The sequence below is a fragment of the Stenotrophomonas sp. FW305-C-20-S1 genome (assembly GCF_058783335.1).
Genome location: NZ_JBYTEK010000039.1, coordinates 28,442 through 43,305, shown reverse-complemented (window position 1 = coordinate 43,305; position 14,864 = coordinate 28,442). Strand labels below are relative to the sequence as shown.

The window sequence follows — 14,864 nt, the reverse complement described above, 5'->3', positions numbered from 1 at the left end:
GCAGGACCGTTGGCGCCATGGATGGCGCCATCGAGCCCCCATGGACGGGTTTACGGCGTGTCCTGCAAGCCCACACCACCCCGCCAAACCACGGATCACCCCAGAGCCGGCTGTTGCTGTTGCTGTTGCTGTTGCCAGGGTTGCCGGCCAGCGGCCGGCACCGCAGCAGGTGCCGGGTGCAACCCGGCCGAACCCCCGCCGGGGTAAACTAGCTGGATGGCTTCCCGTCCCGCGCACGACCTGCTCCGCCGCGTCTTTGGTTACGACGATTTCCGTGGTCCGCAGCAGGACATCGTGGAGCATGTGGCTGCCGGTCACGATGCCCTGGTGCTGATGCCCACCGGCGGCGGCAAATCACTGTGCTACCAGGTGCCCGCCCTGCTGCGTGACGGCTGTGGCATCGTCATCTCGCCGCTGATCGCGCTGATGCAGGACCAGGTCGAAGCCCTGCGCCAGCTCGGCGTGCGCGCCGAATTCCTGAACTCGACCCTGGACGCCGAAACGGCCGGCCGGGTCGAACGCGAACTGCTCGCCGGTGAACTCGACATGCTCTATGTCGCTCCCGAACGCCTGCTGACCGGCCGCTTCCTGTCGCTGCTGTCGCGCAGCCGGATCGCCCTGTTCGCCATCGACGAAGCCCATTGCGTGTCGCAATGGGGCCACGACTTCCGCCCCGAATACCGGCAGCTGACCGTCCTGCACGAGCGCTGGCCGGAGATTCCGCGGATCGCCCTGACCGCCACCGCCGACCCGCCAACCCAGCGCGAGATCGCCGAGCGCCTGGACCTGGCCGAAGCACGTCACTTCGTCAGCTCCTTCGATCGCCCCAACATCCGCTACACCGTCGTGCAGAAGGACAACGCCCGCAAGCAGCTGAGCGATTTCCTGCGCAGCCATCGCAGCGAGGCCGGCATCGTCTACTGCATGTCACGGCGCAAGGTGGAGGAAACCGCCGAGTTCCTGTGCACGCAGGGGTTCAACGCCCTGCCCTACCACGCCGGCCTGCCCGCGGAAGTGCGCGCCAACAACCAGCGCCGTTTCCTGCGCGAAGACGGCATCGTCATGTGCGCGACCATCGCCTTCGGCATGGGCATCGACAAGCCGGACGTACGCTTTGTCGCCCATACCGACCTGCCCAAGTCGATGGAAGGCTACTACCAGGAAACCGGCCGCGCCGGGCGCGATGGCGAAGCCGCCGAGGCCTGGCTCTGCTACGGTCTGGGCGATGTGGTGCTGCTCAAGCAGATGATCGAGCAGTCCGAGGCCAGCGAGGAGCGCAAGCAGCTGGAGCGGTCCAAGCTCGACCACCTGCTGGGCTACTGCGAATCGATGCAGTGCCGCCGCCAGGTGCTGCTGGCCGGTTTCGGCGAGACCTATCCCAAGCCCTGCGGCAACTGCGACAACTGCCTGACTCCGCCGGCGGCCTGGGACGCCACCATCCCCGCGCAGAAGGCGTTGAGCTGTGTATACCGCAGTGGCCAGCGCTTCGGCGTCGGCCACCTGATCGACGTCCTGCGCGGCAGCGAGAACGAGAAGGTCAAGCAGCAGGGCCACGACAAGCTGAGCACCTACGCCATCGGCCGCGACCTGGACGCGCGCACCTGGCGCAGCGTGTTCCGCCAGCTGGTGGCCGCCAGCCTGCTGGAAGTGGACAGCGAGGGCCACGGTGGCCTGCGCCTGACCGATGCCAGCCGCGATGTGCTGACCGGTCGCCGCCAGATCAGCATGCGCCGCGATGCAGTCAGTGCCAGCGCCGGGCGCGAACGCAGCGCGCAACGCACCGGCCTGTCGGTGCTGCCGCAGGACCTGGCCCTGTTCAATGCGCTGCGCGGCCTGCGCGCCGAGCTGGCGCGCGAGCAGAACGTGCCGGCCTTCGTGATCTTCCACGACAGCACCCTGCGCAACATCGCCGAACAGCGCCCGACCTCGCTGGACGAGCTGGCCCGGGTCGGTGGCATCGGCGGCACCAAACTCAGCCGCTATGGCCCGAGGTTGGTCGAGATCGTGCGCGAAGAGGGATGACCCCGGTAGCGCCGGGCCGTGCCCGGCGGCCCGCATATCGACCGCGCTTCACGCTCGCCGGGCATGGCCCGGCGCTCCCGGGCTGCGCGATTGCGCACCCTCGCCCGGCTCAAACCTTGAACCACCCGTTCAGCCGGATGTGCATGTCCGCCCACTTGCCGCTAGATTAGCGCCATGTCCCTCGCCTCGACCCTGCTCCGTGTCGTGCTCATGCTCAGCCTGTTGCTCAATGGGCTGAACGCGGCCATGGCCAGCGGGCACGAGGACATGGGCCGCATGGCCCATGCGATGGCCTCGGCGATGACCGATGAAGGCGACGCTGACTGCCACCACCACGCCGGCATGACGGCCGACGAGGCGCCGCAGGCCAAGGCCCCCGCCCACGACGCACACTGCCAGATCAAGGACTGCGTGCGCAGCTGCGCCCAGCACCCGCTGCTGGCGGTGCAGGCACTGCCTTTCCTGGCGGGTCCCGGTCTTTCCCTGGCCCCGCAGCCGATGCCTGCCAATGGCCGCCCGGCACCGCCGCTGCCGCCGATCTCACGCCCTCCCATCGGCTGATCCAACACGCCTCGTGCGCGCTGCGCACTGAAGCCGGCCCTGCGCTGGCGTCTTTCCGTGTTTGGAGTCACCACCATGAGTACCCGTATTCCTCCCGGCCCGGGCGCTGTGCCCATGCCGTCGCGCCGTCTGTTCGTGCAGGGCATCGCTGCTGGCGGCGTGGTTGCCGGCATCGCCGCGGCCGGCATCCCGCAGCGCGCGCTCGCCGCCGCTTCTGCCGCGCCACGCCTGGCCGGTGCACCTTCGGTCATCAGCGATACCCGCGTCGAACTGGCGATCGGCGAGTCGCTGGCCAACTTCACCGGCCGCACCCGCCCGGCGATCACCGTCAACGGATCGCTGCCGGCACCGATCCTGCGCTGGCGCGAAGGCCAGACCGTGGACCTGTTCGTGCGCAACACGCTCGGCCAGCACCCTACTTCGATCCACTGGCACGGCATCCTGCTGCCGGCCAACATGGATGGCGTGCCGGGCCTGAGCTTCAACGGCATCGGCCCTGGCGAGACCTACCACTACCACTTCGACCTCAAGCAGTCCGGCACCTACTGGTATCACAGCCATTCGCTGTTCCAGGAACAGGCGGGGCTGTACGGCGCGCTGATCATCGACCCGGCCGAACCGGCGCCGTACCGGCATGACCGCGAGCACGTGATCATGCTGTCCGACTGGACCGACATGGATCCCGGCGCGTTGTTCCGGCGCATGAAGAAGCTCGCCGAGCACGACAACTACTACAAGCGCACCCTGCCCGACTTCCTGCGCGACGCCCGTCGCGATGGCTGGTCGGCCGCGCTGTCCGACCGCGGCATGTGGGGCCGGATGCGGATGACGCCCAGCGACATCTCCGACATCAACGCGCACACCTATACCTACCTGATGAACGGGACCGCGCCGGCCGGCAACTGGACCGGGCTGTTCCGCAGTGGCGAAAAGGTGCTGCTGCGTTTCATCAACGGTGCGTCGATGACCTACTTCGACGTGCGCATTCCCGGCCTGAAGATGACCGTGGTCGCCGCCGACGGCCAGTACATCCATCCGGTCAGCATCGACGAGTTCCGCATCGCCCCTGCCGAAACCTATGACGTACTGGTGGAGCCCAGCGGCCAGGATGCCTTCACCATCTTCTGCCAGGACATGGGCCGCACCGGCTATGCCGCGGGCACCCTCGCCGTGCGCCATGGACTGCAGGCACCGATTCCCGCGCGCGATCCGCGCCCGTTGCTGACGATGGGCGACATGGGTCACGACATGGGCGGCGGTGGCCACGGCGGCCACGACATGGCAGCAATGAAGGGCATGGAAGGCGGCTGCGGTGCCAGCATGGGCCACGGCGCACATGGCGGCGGCGAGACCGCCAGCAAAGCGCCAAAGCATCCGGCCAGCGAGCGCAACAATCCGCTGGTGGACATGCAGAGTTCGGCCACCGAGCCCAAGCTGGACGACCCCGGCATCGGCCTGCGCGACAACGGCCGCCAGGTGCTGACCTATGGTGCGATGCGCAGCCTGTTCGAAGACCCCGATGGCCGCGAGCCCGGCCGCGAGATCGAGCTGCACCTGACCGGCCACATGGAAAAGTTCTCCTGGTCGTTCGACGGCATTCCCTTCGCCGGTGCCGAACCGCTGCGCCTGAACTACGGCGAGCGCATGCGCATCGTGCTGGTCAACGACACCATGATGCAGCACCCGATCCACCTGCATGGCGTGTGGAGCGACCTGGAAAACGCGCAGGGTGAATTCCAGGTGCGCAAGCACACCATCGACATGCCGCCCGGTACACGCCGCACCTATCGCGTACGTGCCGATGCCCTCGGCCGCTGGGCCTACCACTGCCACCTGCTGTACCACATGGAAGCAGGCATGATGCGCGAAGTGAGGATCGAAGAATGAGCCGTTCCCTGCTTGCCCCAAGCCTGTTGACCCTCGGCCTGTTGGCCGCGCTGCCCACCTTCGCGCAGTCCCATGCCGGCCATGACATGACAGCACACGCGCCTCCTGCCGATGCCACGCCAGCGGCCGACGTGGATCATTCGAAGATGGACCATTCGAAGATGGATCACGGTGCGATGGACCATTCAACGATGGACCATGGCGCGATGGATCACGCGACAATGGGCCACGGCACGCCCGCGCCGACGCAGCCGCGCGAACCGATACCTGTCCCCACCGATGCCGATCGTGCGGCCGCGTTTCCACCCATCGCGCATGGTGCGATGGAGCACCCACCGGAAATCCACAGCCTGCTGCTGATCGATCGCCTGGAACACTGGGATGGAAAGAACGGCAACGGCCAGGCCTGGGAGGCCAGTGGCTGGATCGGCGGCAACATCAACCGCCTGTGGCTGCGCACCGATGGCGAACGCAGCGAAGGCCGCACGGAATCATCAGGCGTGGAAGCGCTGTACGGGCGTGCAATTTCGCCGTGGTGGGACGTGCTGGTCGGTGTACGCCAGGACTTCCGCCCCGCCGATTCACGCACCTGGGCGGCGATCGGCATCCAGGGCTTGGCGCCGTACAAGTTCGAAAGCTCGGCCACGCTGTATGCCGGTTCCGGTGGTCAGCTGATGGCCAAGGCCGAGATCGAATACGACGTGCTGTTGACCAACCGGTTGATCCTGCAGCCCCTGCTGGAAGCTACCGTGGCCAGCAAGGACGAACCGGAGCACGGCATCGGCCGCGGCCTCAACAAGGTCGAAGCCGGCCTGCGCCTGCGCTACGAGTTCAATCGCCGCTTCGCGCCGTACATCGGCATCAGCCACGAACGGGCTTTCGGCGATACCGCCGACTATGCGGGCGACCATGCACGCGACACACGCTGGGTCGCCGGCATCCGCATGTGGTTCTGAGCAGCGGATCATGAGCAGCAGCCAGCCCCGGCAACCGCCGGGGCCGGCTACACTGCCGCACGTTCCATTGCAGGCTGCACCATGTCGTTGTCTATCCGCCGCGCCACCCTGGCCGACGTCGACGCGTTGTCGGCGATCGCCATCGAGACCTATACCGAAACCTGGGGCGAGTCCTATCCGCCGCAGGACCTGCACACCTTCCTGCAGGATCACTACGGCACCGAGCCGCAGCGAACGGAACTGTCCGACCCGCGCAGCGCGGTGTGGCTGCTGCTGGAGGGTGAGACGGTGGTGGGCTATCTGGCCGCCGGTGCCAACACCCTGCCGCATGCCGAAGCACGCGAAGGCGACATCGAACTGAAACGGCTGTACATACTGGCCAGCCACCAGAACGGCGGCCACGGCGCGCGCCTGATGGATGCCTTCATGGCCTGGCTGGACCAACCACAGCGCCGCACCCTGTGGGTGGGCGTGTGGGAAGAGAACTTCGGCGCGCAGCGCTTTTACGCGCGCTACGGCTGCAGCAAGGCCGGCGAGTATGACTTCATCGTCGGCGACAGCCGCGACCGCGAGTTCATCCTGCGCCGGCCCTGAGCCGCGTCCCTGTAGCGTCGAGCCAGGCTCGACGCCTGTTCTGGTAGATGCCGACCTTGGTCGGCGCGGCCCCAAAGAGCAAAGCCGAGCAAGGCTCGACGCTGCTACTTAGAAGTCGAACAACTCCGAAAGGAAGCTTTCCTTCTTCTTTTTCTTGTAGCCCTGGCTGTACTGGCCACGGTTGTCATCATGGCGCTGGCCGAGATGACGAGTATCGCGATGCATCACCGGCGGCGGAGCGGCCTGCGGTTGCACCGGCGCGGGCCCTGGCGGCGGCATGGCGGCACCTGCACCGTCAGTGGCGCGCTCGATGATCTTGTCGAGTTCGCCACGATCCAGCCATACGCCACGGCAGCTCGGGCAGTAGTCGATCTCGATGCCATGGCGCTCGGCCATCTGCAGGGTCTGGGTCTTGCACACGGGGCACAGCATTCGCATTGCTCCTGTCGGTCTGGCCTCGACTGTACCTGTGTGCGGATGACTGTGCGGCAACGCATGACCGATGGCACAGGGACTTCCGGCGCGTGCCGCCACGTCCGCCGCCCTGCAGACTGCCTCGCGACCTCGCTGCAAGGAATGCATGTGACTGCCCGTGACTCGACTCCCTCCGGCATGCGCCTGTTGCTGGTGCTGCTTGGCGTTGGCCTCGGCCTGAACGTGCGCGACATCAGTGCCACGCTGGGCGCGCCGATTCCCGCCCTGCCCATGCCCTACGGTGGCAGCCTGCTGGACAACGCGCTGGCGGTGCTGGTCGCACTGCTGCTGGCCACGCTGCTGCGCCCCCGCGGAGTAGGCCTGCTGGCCAGCCTCGGCCTGCGCGGAAACGGCATGCGTGGCCCGTTGTGGGTGCTGCTGGCCAGCCTGCCGTGCTGGCTGGGGCTGGCCCTGCTGGGGACGCCCAACACGGCGCTGACGACGCTGGACGCCACGATGCTGGCCGTGCTGTTCCCGCTGGCCGAAGAAGTGCTGTTCCGCGGCCTCGGCTTCGTGCTGCTGGCGAAGATCGTGCGCGGCCCCTGGCCGTTGCTCGCACTGCCCCAGGCCCTGCTGTTCGGCGTGGTGCACTGGCTGGGCTTCGGCGGCTTCGACGGCGGCGGCATGGCCCTGTTCGTCGGCGTAGTGATCGCCTTCGGCGGTTTCATCTTCGCCTGGCTCGACCACCTCGACGGCAACACCCTGTGGTGCGGTCTGGCCCTGCACGTGTCGATGAACCTGGCCTGGAATGTGTTCAGCCTCGACGACGCCGTTGCGCTGGGCTGGCAGGCCACCAGCCTGCGCATCGGCACTACGCTGCTGGCAGTGGCAGCGCTGGCCTGGCATGTGTGGACCCAGCGCAACCGCGCGCTGTAACGCCGGCTTAGCCGATCCTGCACGCGGGGCTCACTGGGGGCTTGCGCATACTTGCGCGCCTTTCATGCCCTGCCGTCCGGAGTTGTTGCGTCATGCTGCTGTCCAAGCGCCACGTTGAACCACGCGTCCTGCTGATCGAAGACGCCGAGGAAACCCGTGAACTGAGCCGGATGGCGCTGGAGAGCCAGGCCTGCCACGTCGCAGGCGTCAGCAGCGCCGAAGCCGCGCTGGGCCTGCTGGCCGCCGGAGAGCGCTTCGACCTGATGTTCACCGACGTCAATCTCGGCCTGGTCAGCGGCATCGAGGCCGCCAACCGCGTGCGCAGCCTGTATCCGCAGCTGCCGATCCTGGTGACCTCTGGCATGGACCAGCATGCCGTGCTGCCGCAACTGCACGACGGCATTCATTTCCTGCCCAAGCCCTACAACATGAGCGAGCTGCTGGATGCGATCCGGCTGTGCTTCCGCCATGCCGCCGATGCCGCGCTGATGCCGGCGCCGCAGGCAAGCGCGGCCTGAGGCTGGCATCCACGCGTTGCGTGGATCTACTGCTCCATCCACGCGTTGCGTGGGTCTACTGGTGCATCCACGCATGGCGTGGATCTACGGGTGCATCCACGCATGGCGTGGATCTACTGCTCCATCCACGCGTTGCGTGGGTCTACTGGTGCATCCACACATGGCGTGGCTCTACTGGTGCATCCACGCATGGCATGGATCTACGGGTGCATCCACGCATGGCGTGGATCTACTGGTCCATCCACGCATGGCGTGGCTCTACGGGTGCATCCACGCATGGCGTGGCTCTACGGGTGCATCCACGCAAGGCGTGGATCTACGGGTCCATCCACGCATGGTGTGGATCTACTGCTCCATCCACGCATGGTGTGGATCTACTGCTCCATCCACGCATGGCGTGGATCTACGGGTGCATCCACGGATGGCGTGGATCTACTGGTGCATCCACGCATGGCGTGGCTCTACTGGTGCAGCCACGCATTGGCGTGGCTCTACTGGTGCAGCCACGCATTGGCGTGGCTCTACTGGTGCATCCACGCATGGCGTGGATCTACGGCGATGCGCACCGTTGCGTGAACGGAAAATGCTGCCAGTAGATCCACGCCATGCGTGGATGGAGCCGGCCGTCAGCCGCCGGTATACGGTCCTTCGCCCGGAAGTACCTCAAGCAGCGCGCGGGTGATCACGCGCGGATATACGGTGAGATGGTCTTCGCCATCAATCACGATGTTCTCCACCTGCAGCTTGCGACCACTGCGCTGCAGCTGGCCGGCGAAGTCGGCCGCCTGCCGCAGCATGTCGTTGCCCGTTGAATAGCGCGGGCCCGGCTTGACCGTCTCGTAGCCGCCCACCGACAGCAGCACGCGGATGGGCTGTGACGGCATCACGGCGGCATCCTGCATGCGCGGCAGCAGGCCCTGGTCGAACCACAGCGACGGACTGGACAGGATGTAGGTGCCGAACATGTCGGGCTGGGTCGTCAGCACGTAAGCACCCAACAGCGCGCCATAGGAATGACCCGCAAACACGCGCCGGGCCGGATCGGTACGGTAGCGCGCATCGATCATCGGCAGCGCGTGGTCAGCCAGGAAGTCGCGGTAATGGGCCGCGCCGCCATAGGTCACGTCATCGCTGTAGTAGCCGGCAGGGGTGCGCACAGGATCACTGGGGGTGTAGTCGCGCGAGCGGCTCTGTTTGGAGGTCAGGCCTTCCTGCGGCGGCAAACCGACCAGGATGAAATCCTCGATGTTGACGCCCTGCTGCCCCACCAGGTTGCGTATGCTGCGCACCAGCGGAAAGCTGTACAGCGCATCGGTCACGTACACCACCGGATAACGCTTCTGCGGATGCGCCGCGTAGCCGGCAGGCAACGCCACCCACAGGGCATAGTCGCGCCCGATCGGGTCATGCACGCGCAGTGACTCGGTATCGGGCAGCACAACGCCTGGCACGGCCGTCGCGCTTTCCCTGGCTTCCTTCTGCGTTGCCGGCGGCGCCACCGACATCGCGCACCCTGCCAAGGCCAGGCAGGCCAGCACACTCCATCCACGCACACGCTGCATCCGTTCGCTCTCCCGTTGCGGGCGGCGCGCGCAGATGGCGCCGCTACCGCATCCTCACACGCCGCGTTGCTGCACGCCAAGCCACTCTCAAGGCGAAGCCGGCGGCGGCGCCGGGAACAGCGTGCGTAGCGCCTGCAGCGCCGCTGGGTGGTAGATCGTTGCGTGGCTCTCTTCCGGCAGCGGCTGGTACTTCACCAGCGTTGCCGGTGATGCCTGCTGCAACACCGCCGCCAAGCGTGCGCTCGACGCGGCCAGTTCCGGCTGGCCACTGCTGGCCAGGAACAGCCGCGCACCGCTGCGGGCAACTGACGGCAACTGCTCGCCTGCGCCAGACAGCAAAGCGCCGCGGTTCCACCACAGGCTGGGGTCCAGCGCGATGTAGCTGTTGAACAGGGTGGGTTCCTGCAGCAGCGTCTCGATCACGAACAACCCGGCCAGCGATTCCCCGATCAGTGCCCGCTCGTCGGTGGTCGCATAGCGCTGGCGCACCTGCGGCATCAGTTCATCGCGCAGGAAATCACGGTACGCCGCCGAGCCACCGATGCGCGGCGCGATCTTCTGATCCTCAGGATCACGGCTCGGGCCGGTCATGTCGCGGCGGCGCTCGGTGTTCTCGATTCCAACCAGCAGGAACGGGCGCATGCTGCCGTTGCCGGTCAGCACCTGCACCAACCCGGCCACGTGCAGGAAGTCCTCGCCGATGCCGCCGTCGGGCATGTACAGCACCGGCAGTGGCGTCTTCGGGTCCAGACCCCACGGCTGCGGGCGGTAAACGTTGATGCGGCGGGTTTCGCCCAGCGCCTTGGACTGGAGGGTGAAGGTCTCGCCGATGACCAACGGCGAAGCGGCCGCCGTCTGCGCCGTCGGTTCGGCGGCCATCAGCGGCGCGGCGGAGACAGCGGACAACAACAGCGACAGCACGATCAAACGCATGGGGCGGCCATCCCGGGAAAGACGCTGAGCATAACGCCACACTGATCGCACGGCAGACTTCATATCGCCCGCTATTGCGAAGATCTGCTGGTGAACGCTCGTCATGGGTTACCGAAGGTCTGACCGCACCGCGACCCGCACGCCTTCAACGCCGGTCCAACGCGATCACCGCCTGGCAGCTCCTGAGCTGGTCGTCGGCGTCGCGTCCGATTCGAACAAGCGCTGCCGCAACCTCTGCTCGTAGTTGGGCGCCCGCATCACGTTCGCGGGCGCTGGCGGTGGCGTCGGACAAGCGACCGGTATGACAGGCGGCGAGGTCGTTGCGCAACCGGAGACTGCCAGCACGCAGGCCAGCAACCACCTCTGTTTCCACTTCGGCCGCACGCTCTCGATCTTGTTCATGCTGTTCTCCCAGCGAGGCCATCGCCCCGGTCTGTACCGCCTGCCGTTCGCGCGCTGCGCGCTCGGCCTGCATTGCCTCGGCATGCTGCAGCGACGCAACCTCTACCTTTGCGGCATCGCTGCGATCGCCACGCCAGCCCCAGCCTGCCGCGAACATCACCGACGACCACAGCACCAGCAGCGCAATCGCGATCAATGTGCGTGGCATCCCTCACTGCTCCGCCAGGCAGCGGGCATGACGCTGTTGCTGCCGTTGCCATACGCCCCAACACACCTTGTTGGGCTGTCCGTTGACCCGGGTCGAGCAGTCGTAGCCCCCTGCCCGCTTCCACAGCAGCAGCGCATCGCACGCTTGGCGGTACTCACCTCGCAGGAGATGCCGGCGCGTGGATGATCCATTCCAGTTGCCGATCCCATACTGGTAAAGGAAGTCGACATAGGTGTCGTACTCACCCTGTGTCAGCGCGACGCCCGGCAACGACGCGCGGAACTGCGATTCCTCGCGCGCTAGGTGCGCTTCCACGGTGCGCAGCGCACGGACGGGCGTAGTCCGGTCTCCGAGCCGGACCGGCGTGCCGTCCTCGCGCCGGGTCGAGCCAAAACCATAGGTAGGCCGATCATTGCGGGTCGGCACCACCGCCGCGTCGGTATAGCCCTCATGCTCGACAATGGCGATCAGGCCTGCGGCACTGAGGACCAGCGCGGCAACCAGGCGGCGCAGCGGCAACGCTGTGGGCGGCGTACTCATTCGCGTCCCTTCCGCCGCCACTCGCGCAGCCAGCGCCAGCACAGGTAAGCGATCTGTGCGGCGAGATAGATGATGGTCAGGACCACCACCAGGCGGTCCAGGGTGATGCCGGCGGCAAGTGCACCGGCAACGGTTACCGGCGGAGCCGATTTGGCCGCGGCTGCGCCCACTGCGCTGAAGATTTCTTCTTTCATGGAAAGTCCAGGATTTGATGCTGGCCACGACATACCGAGGTGGCCGGGAGAGGTGCCCGCCTCGCTGCCGGCTGGGCGCGAGGGTTCATCCGGTCGGGAGACGGGCGAAAGTTGAGCCCACCGCTCATGCGGCCTGGGCGATGCCTTCCATCCAGCCGCGCACGCGCTGGAAGCCCAGCTCGACCAGGTTCAGGTAATGCCGGTTGGAGACCGGTCGCTGCCCGCAGTTGGCGAGCAGCAGATTGGCGGTCTCGAAGCGCTCGACCTTGCGACGGCCGCGACCGCAGTAGTAGCCACGCAGTGCGCAGGCCATCGCCACGTTGTCACGGGCAACTGCGGTGATGATGTCTTCGATCTGCTGCGCCAGCAGGTCCGTCTCCAGTGGCTTGTACCCTTGCGCACGGCCGGGCATGTCGCCGCGATGCTCGATCAAGACAGCCAGCAGGTTGCGTGATTGGAAGCCCAGGTATTCGCAGTCGCGATGCAGGGCGTATTCCCCGCCCCAGTGCTCCAGACGGCTGCGGACGTATTCGCCGAACGTATCAAGCTGCATGATGGGCTTCTCCCTGGATGGACGACGGACCCGGCGCGAACACATCCGGGCGCAGGAATTCGCGACGGACCGCACCGGCCGTGGCCAGCTCGATGCGTCGGCACAGACGGGCGCCAGGCAACTTGTGGCCGCGGGCGATCATGTAGAGGGTCCGCAGCGCACAGCCGGTCTGGTGGGCCAGACGGCGCATCACGGGGCAACTGGGGGTGCCGTAGCCCCCTTGGGAGATGGCGTAGTCGATGAGGTTCATGGCCCCACATTACCGTTGCGGTAATGAAAAGTCAATACCGTTTTGGTCATTTGCTGGATTGGTAATGCAGAGCACCATTTGCAGATGGACGCCAGTACCGCCCGCACCCTCAACATGCGCCTCCGCGTTGCCGCTGCCGGCGGCCCGGCCGAATGGGCCCGCCTGTTCGGCGGCACCCGCTGGGCGCAGCCCCAGGTCAGCCAGTGGATTTCGGAGAGCAACCCGAAGAGCATCGGCCATCGTCTGGCACGCGATCTCGAGTCGGCAATGCAACTCCCGCACGGCACGCTTGATCGTGCCGATCAGGACGTTGAGATGTCGCTTCAGTCTCAATCTACGGGACTGGATTTCGAGAAGATGAGCGCTGCGGTCAAGGTGCTTTCGCACTACCTGGAGCTGGTCGGCGATCCACCGGAATGGATCTACGATCCTGTGCTGCTGGAGACCGCATTCATGGTCGTGGACGAGTTCGGTCAGCCTTCGGCCCCGGACAATGTGCTCGACCTGACGAAGCTTCTGGCAAAACGGATCAGGGAGGCGAAGGATGACTCACACGCGACTCGAGGAGCTCGCACAGCGGTTGGCCGCTAGGACGCAGGAACTGCGCGGCGGTCGCAACCCGACACCTGCCTTGCGGGTGGTGGCCGGTGAGGCACATGCAGCCCCGGGAGAACGGCGGATGGACGCCATCATGCGCGAGTGGCATTGCCGCATGATCCGCAACGTACGCCGGCGCTGGGGGGAGCCGATGCAGCATGTGATCGACCAGGCCTGTTGCGGGGTGGTGGACATCGACCAGCTCGCCGACGATGCGCTGATCCAGCTGCACAAGGATATGGAACGCGCCGAGGAGTGCATCCGCGAGGGGATTTCCTTCCACGATGCGGGGCTTCTACGCGCGCACTACGGTTGAAAGAGACCTGGCCGGTTGATTCTGACCGGCCAAAACCGCACGATCCATTACTTTTTATTCCCGAATTAATTACCTTAAAGGTAATTAATTGGCGTTGCTGGAAGATTTCCTGCGCCGGCGTCGCGGCATGCCGACCGTGGCTGCACGCGGGCAACAAAAAAGCGCCTCTCGGCGCTTTCTGGGTTGCCCGGCAGGTGATGCCGGCGCTGTCTGCGATGGTGGGCCGTGATGGATTCGAACCATCGACCAAAAGATTAAAAGTCTTCTGCTCTACCGACTGAGCTAACGGCCCATGCAACATCCCTGCCTGTCGGCGGGGTGGGCATTCTACCCTACTTTGTGCGGTAGAGAGAAATCGTCGCAGTATCGGCCTGCAGTTAAACCGTTCCATGCCGCGGACGCATCTCATGCAGAATCCTTCGTCCTTCGGAGCCACGGATGCGCCTGCCCTTCTTTCTGTTCGCCTGCCTGCTGCTGCCCTGCACCGTCACCCCGCTGCGGCCCCATCGGTACAGATAGATGACATCGCCCGATTCTGGAGTACCTACGATGCCGTGCTTGCCGAGCCCGATGCCGCGCAGAGGGTGGCCCTGGTCCGGCAGCACTACGTCGAGCCGGGCAGTGCCGGTCTGCACGCGCTGATGAAGGCGCGCAACTACACCGCCGCCGAATACGCACAAGCAATGCTCGCCTGGCCGCACTTCTGGGCCTCGGTGCGGCCGCTGACCGCCAACGCCCGGCAGGCCAGCGCTACGCTGGAGCGGGATCTGGCTGCGTTCCGCAGGCTTTACCCCGCCCTGCGCCCGGCCAGCATCACCTATGCGGTGGGCGTGCTGCGCACAGGCGGCACCACGCTGGGGGACCAGGTGCTGATCGGCGCGGAAATGGCACTCGGCGATGCAAGCGTGGATGTCAGCGAACTGCCGAAGCCGTTGCGCAGTCGCCTGCGGGTCTTCTACGACAGCGCGCCCGGCGCGAACAACGCGCAGAACTACCTGCATGAGTACGTGCACACCCAACAGCGCGAGACTACGGGATCGCTCGCACAGTACGCGGTGCGCGAAGGCGTGGCCGAGTACATCGCCGAGCGGATCAGCGGTCGCCGCCCGGCACTGCCGCTGTACACCTATGGCCCGTTGCACGAATCGGAGATCCACGCTCGCTTCAGCGCGGAGATGGATGGCGATGCGCTGGACAACTGGCTGTACAACAGCGCCCGCAATGCGTTCGGGGTGAGTGACGTGGGGTACTACGCTGGTTACCGCATCGCGCAGGAGTACATGCGGCAGCAGCCGGATGAGCAGGCGGCGATCGCACGGATGATCGAGCTGGATTACAGCGATCCGGTTGCGGTGCGCGGTTTCATTGAAGCATCGGGGTGGCTGCGGCAGCGGTAGCGCCGGGCCGCGCCCGGCGGACAG

General features: G+C 66.2%; 18 protein-coding genes and 1 tRNA gene. 10 read left to right on the top strand and 9 right to left on the bottom strand.

The annotated features are described in order from the left end of the window. Positions 1–216 precede the first annotated feature (216 nt). From recQ to AC3WTC_RS17360, 5 genes are all read left to right on the top strand, one after another. Positions 217–2,022, top strand: a complete 1,806-nt coding sequence (gene recQ / locus AC3WTC_RS17380) for a DNA helicase RecQ (protein WP_025874645.1) — start codon at positions 217–219, stop codon at positions 2,020–2,022. 174 nt (positions 2,023–2,196) lie between these two features. Then, positions 2,197–2,583, top strand: coding sequence for a CopL family metal-binding regulatory protein (locus tag AC3WTC_RS17375; protein ID WP_140227803.1), 387 nt, complete (start codon positions 2,197–2,199; stop codon positions 2,581–2,583). Between the two features lie 75 nt (positions 2,584–2,658). Then, a complete protein-coding gene (locus AC3WTC_RS17370; RefSeq protein WP_218787870.1) occupies positions 2,659–4,470 on the top strand; it encodes a copper resistance system multicopper oxidase in 1,812 nt (603 codons plus the stop codon). After that, positions 4,467–5,426: a copper resistance protein B gene (locus AC3WTC_RS17365; protein WP_218787871.1), complete on the top strand. Its 960-nt coding sequence runs from the start codon at positions 4,467–4,469 to the stop codon at positions 5,424–5,426. Before AC3WTC_RS17370 ends, AC3WTC_RS17365 begins: the two co-directional genes overlap by 4 nt. An 81-nt stretch (positions 5,427–5,507) precedes the next feature. Continuing rightward, entirely contained in the window at positions 5,508–6,020 is a 513-nt protein-coding gene (locus tag AC3WTC_RS17360) for a GNAT family N-acetyltransferase (protein WP_492712068.1), read from the top strand. A 108-nt stretch (positions 6,021–6,128) separates the two neighbouring features. Here the strand turns inward: AC3WTC_RS17360 and AC3WTC_RS17355 are convergent, their stop codons facing one another. Beyond that, a complete protein-coding gene (locus AC3WTC_RS17355) occupies positions 6,129–6,452 on the bottom strand; it encodes a TFIIB-type zinc ribbon-containing protein (RefSeq protein ID WP_025874650.1) in 324 nt (107 codons plus the stop codon). A 180-nt stretch (positions 6,453–6,632) separates the two neighbouring features. Here AC3WTC_RS17355 and AC3WTC_RS17350 point away from each other — a divergent pair, with 180 nt between their 5' ends. Together AC3WTC_RS17350 and AC3WTC_RS17345 are read left to right on the top strand one after the other, a co-directional pair. Next, a complete protein-coding gene (locus tag AC3WTC_RS17350) occupies positions 6,633–7,370 on the top strand; it encodes a CPBP family glutamic-type intramembrane protease (protein WP_492712071.1) in 738 nt (245 codons plus the stop codon). Between the two features lie 92 nt (positions 7,371–7,462). Further along, positions 7,463–7,888, top strand: a complete 426-nt coding sequence (locus tag AC3WTC_RS17345; RefSeq protein ID WP_025874652.1) for a response regulator — start codon at positions 7,463–7,465, stop codon at positions 7,886–7,888. Positions 7,889–8,514: 626 nt separating this feature from the next. On the opposite strand, the gene AC3WTC_RS17340 is transcribed toward AC3WTC_RS17345, so the two are convergent. The 7 genes from AC3WTC_RS17340 to AC3WTC_RS17310 all read right to left on the bottom strand — a co-directional run bounded on the left by AC3WTC_RS17340 (position 8,515) and on the right by AC3WTC_RS17310 (position 12,530). Further along, complete coding sequence (locus AC3WTC_RS17340; protein WP_492712067.1) at positions 8,515–9,450, bottom strand: alpha/beta hydrolase; 936 nt, start codon at positions 9,448–9,450, stop codon at positions 8,515–8,517. A gap of 87 nt (positions 9,451–9,537) precedes the next feature. Then, positions 9,538–10,383 carry an alpha/beta hydrolase gene (locus AC3WTC_RS17335; protein ID WP_492712066.1) on the bottom strand — a complete coding sequence of 282 codons (846 nt, stop codon included), beginning with the start codon at positions 10,381–10,383 and terminating at the stop codon, positions 9,538–9,540. 145 nt (positions 10,384–10,528) lie between these two features. After that, positions 10,529–10,981, bottom strand: coding sequence for a lysozyme (locus tag AC3WTC_RS17330; protein ID WP_492712065.1), 453 nt, complete (start codon positions 10,979–10,981; stop codon positions 10,529–10,531). 15 nt (positions 10,982–10,996) lie between these two features. Beyond that, a complete protein-coding gene (locus AC3WTC_RS17325; protein ID WP_025874659.1) occupies positions 10,997–11,533 on the bottom strand; it encodes a glycoside hydrolase family protein in 537 nt (178 codons plus the stop codon). Further along, on the bottom strand, positions 11,530–11,727 hold the full coding sequence (locus AC3WTC_RS17320; RefSeq protein WP_025874660.1) for a hypothetical protein: 198 nt from the start codon (positions 11,725–11,727) through the stop codon (positions 11,530–11,532). Before AC3WTC_RS17320 ends, AC3WTC_RS17325 begins: the two co-directional genes overlap by 4 nt. A 124-nt stretch (positions 11,728–11,851) precedes the next feature. Next, complete coding sequence (locus tag AC3WTC_RS17315) at positions 11,852–12,280, bottom strand: hypothetical protein (protein ID WP_100553301.1); 429 nt, start codon at positions 12,278–12,280, stop codon at positions 11,852–11,854. Next, the gene (locus AC3WTC_RS17310; protein WP_025874662.1) at positions 12,270–12,530 is read right to left on the bottom strand and encodes a helix-turn-helix domain-containing protein; all 261 of its coding nucleotides are present in this window, start codon (positions 12,528–12,530) and stop codon (positions 12,270–12,272) included. The genes AC3WTC_RS17315 and AC3WTC_RS17310 overlap by 11 nt, the downstream gene beginning before the upstream one ends. Before the next feature lie 84 nt (positions 12,531–12,614). On the opposite strand from AC3WTC_RS17310, the gene AC3WTC_RS17305 reads away from it, so the two are divergent. Both AC3WTC_RS17305 and AC3WTC_RS17300 read left to right on the top strand, forming a co-directional pair. Continuing rightward, the gene (locus tag AC3WTC_RS17305; protein ID WP_032951727.1) at positions 12,615–13,121 is read left to right on the top strand and encodes a hypothetical protein; all 507 of its coding nucleotides are present in this window, start codon (positions 12,615–12,617) and stop codon (positions 13,119–13,121) included. An 88-nt stretch (positions 13,122–13,209) separates the two neighbouring features. Further along, on the top strand, positions 13,210–13,443 hold the full coding sequence (locus AC3WTC_RS17300) for a hypothetical protein (protein WP_025874663.1): 234 nt from the start codon (positions 13,210–13,212) through the stop codon (positions 13,441–13,443). A gap of 216 nt (positions 13,444–13,659) precedes the next feature. On the opposite strand, the gene AC3WTC_RS17295 is transcribed toward AC3WTC_RS17300, so the two are convergent. Further along, positions 13,660–13,735, bottom strand: a tRNA-Lys gene (locus AC3WTC_RS17295). A 262-nt stretch (positions 13,736–13,997) separates the two neighbouring features. Here AC3WTC_RS17295 and AC3WTC_RS17290 point away from each other — a divergent pair. Next, positions 13,998–14,840, top strand: coding sequence for a DUF2268 domain-containing putative Zn-dependent protease (locus tag AC3WTC_RS17290; RefSeq protein ID WP_492712063.1), 843 nt, complete (start codon positions 13,998–14,000; stop codon positions 14,838–14,840). The last annotated feature ends 24 nt before the right edge of the window (positions 14,841–14,864 follow it).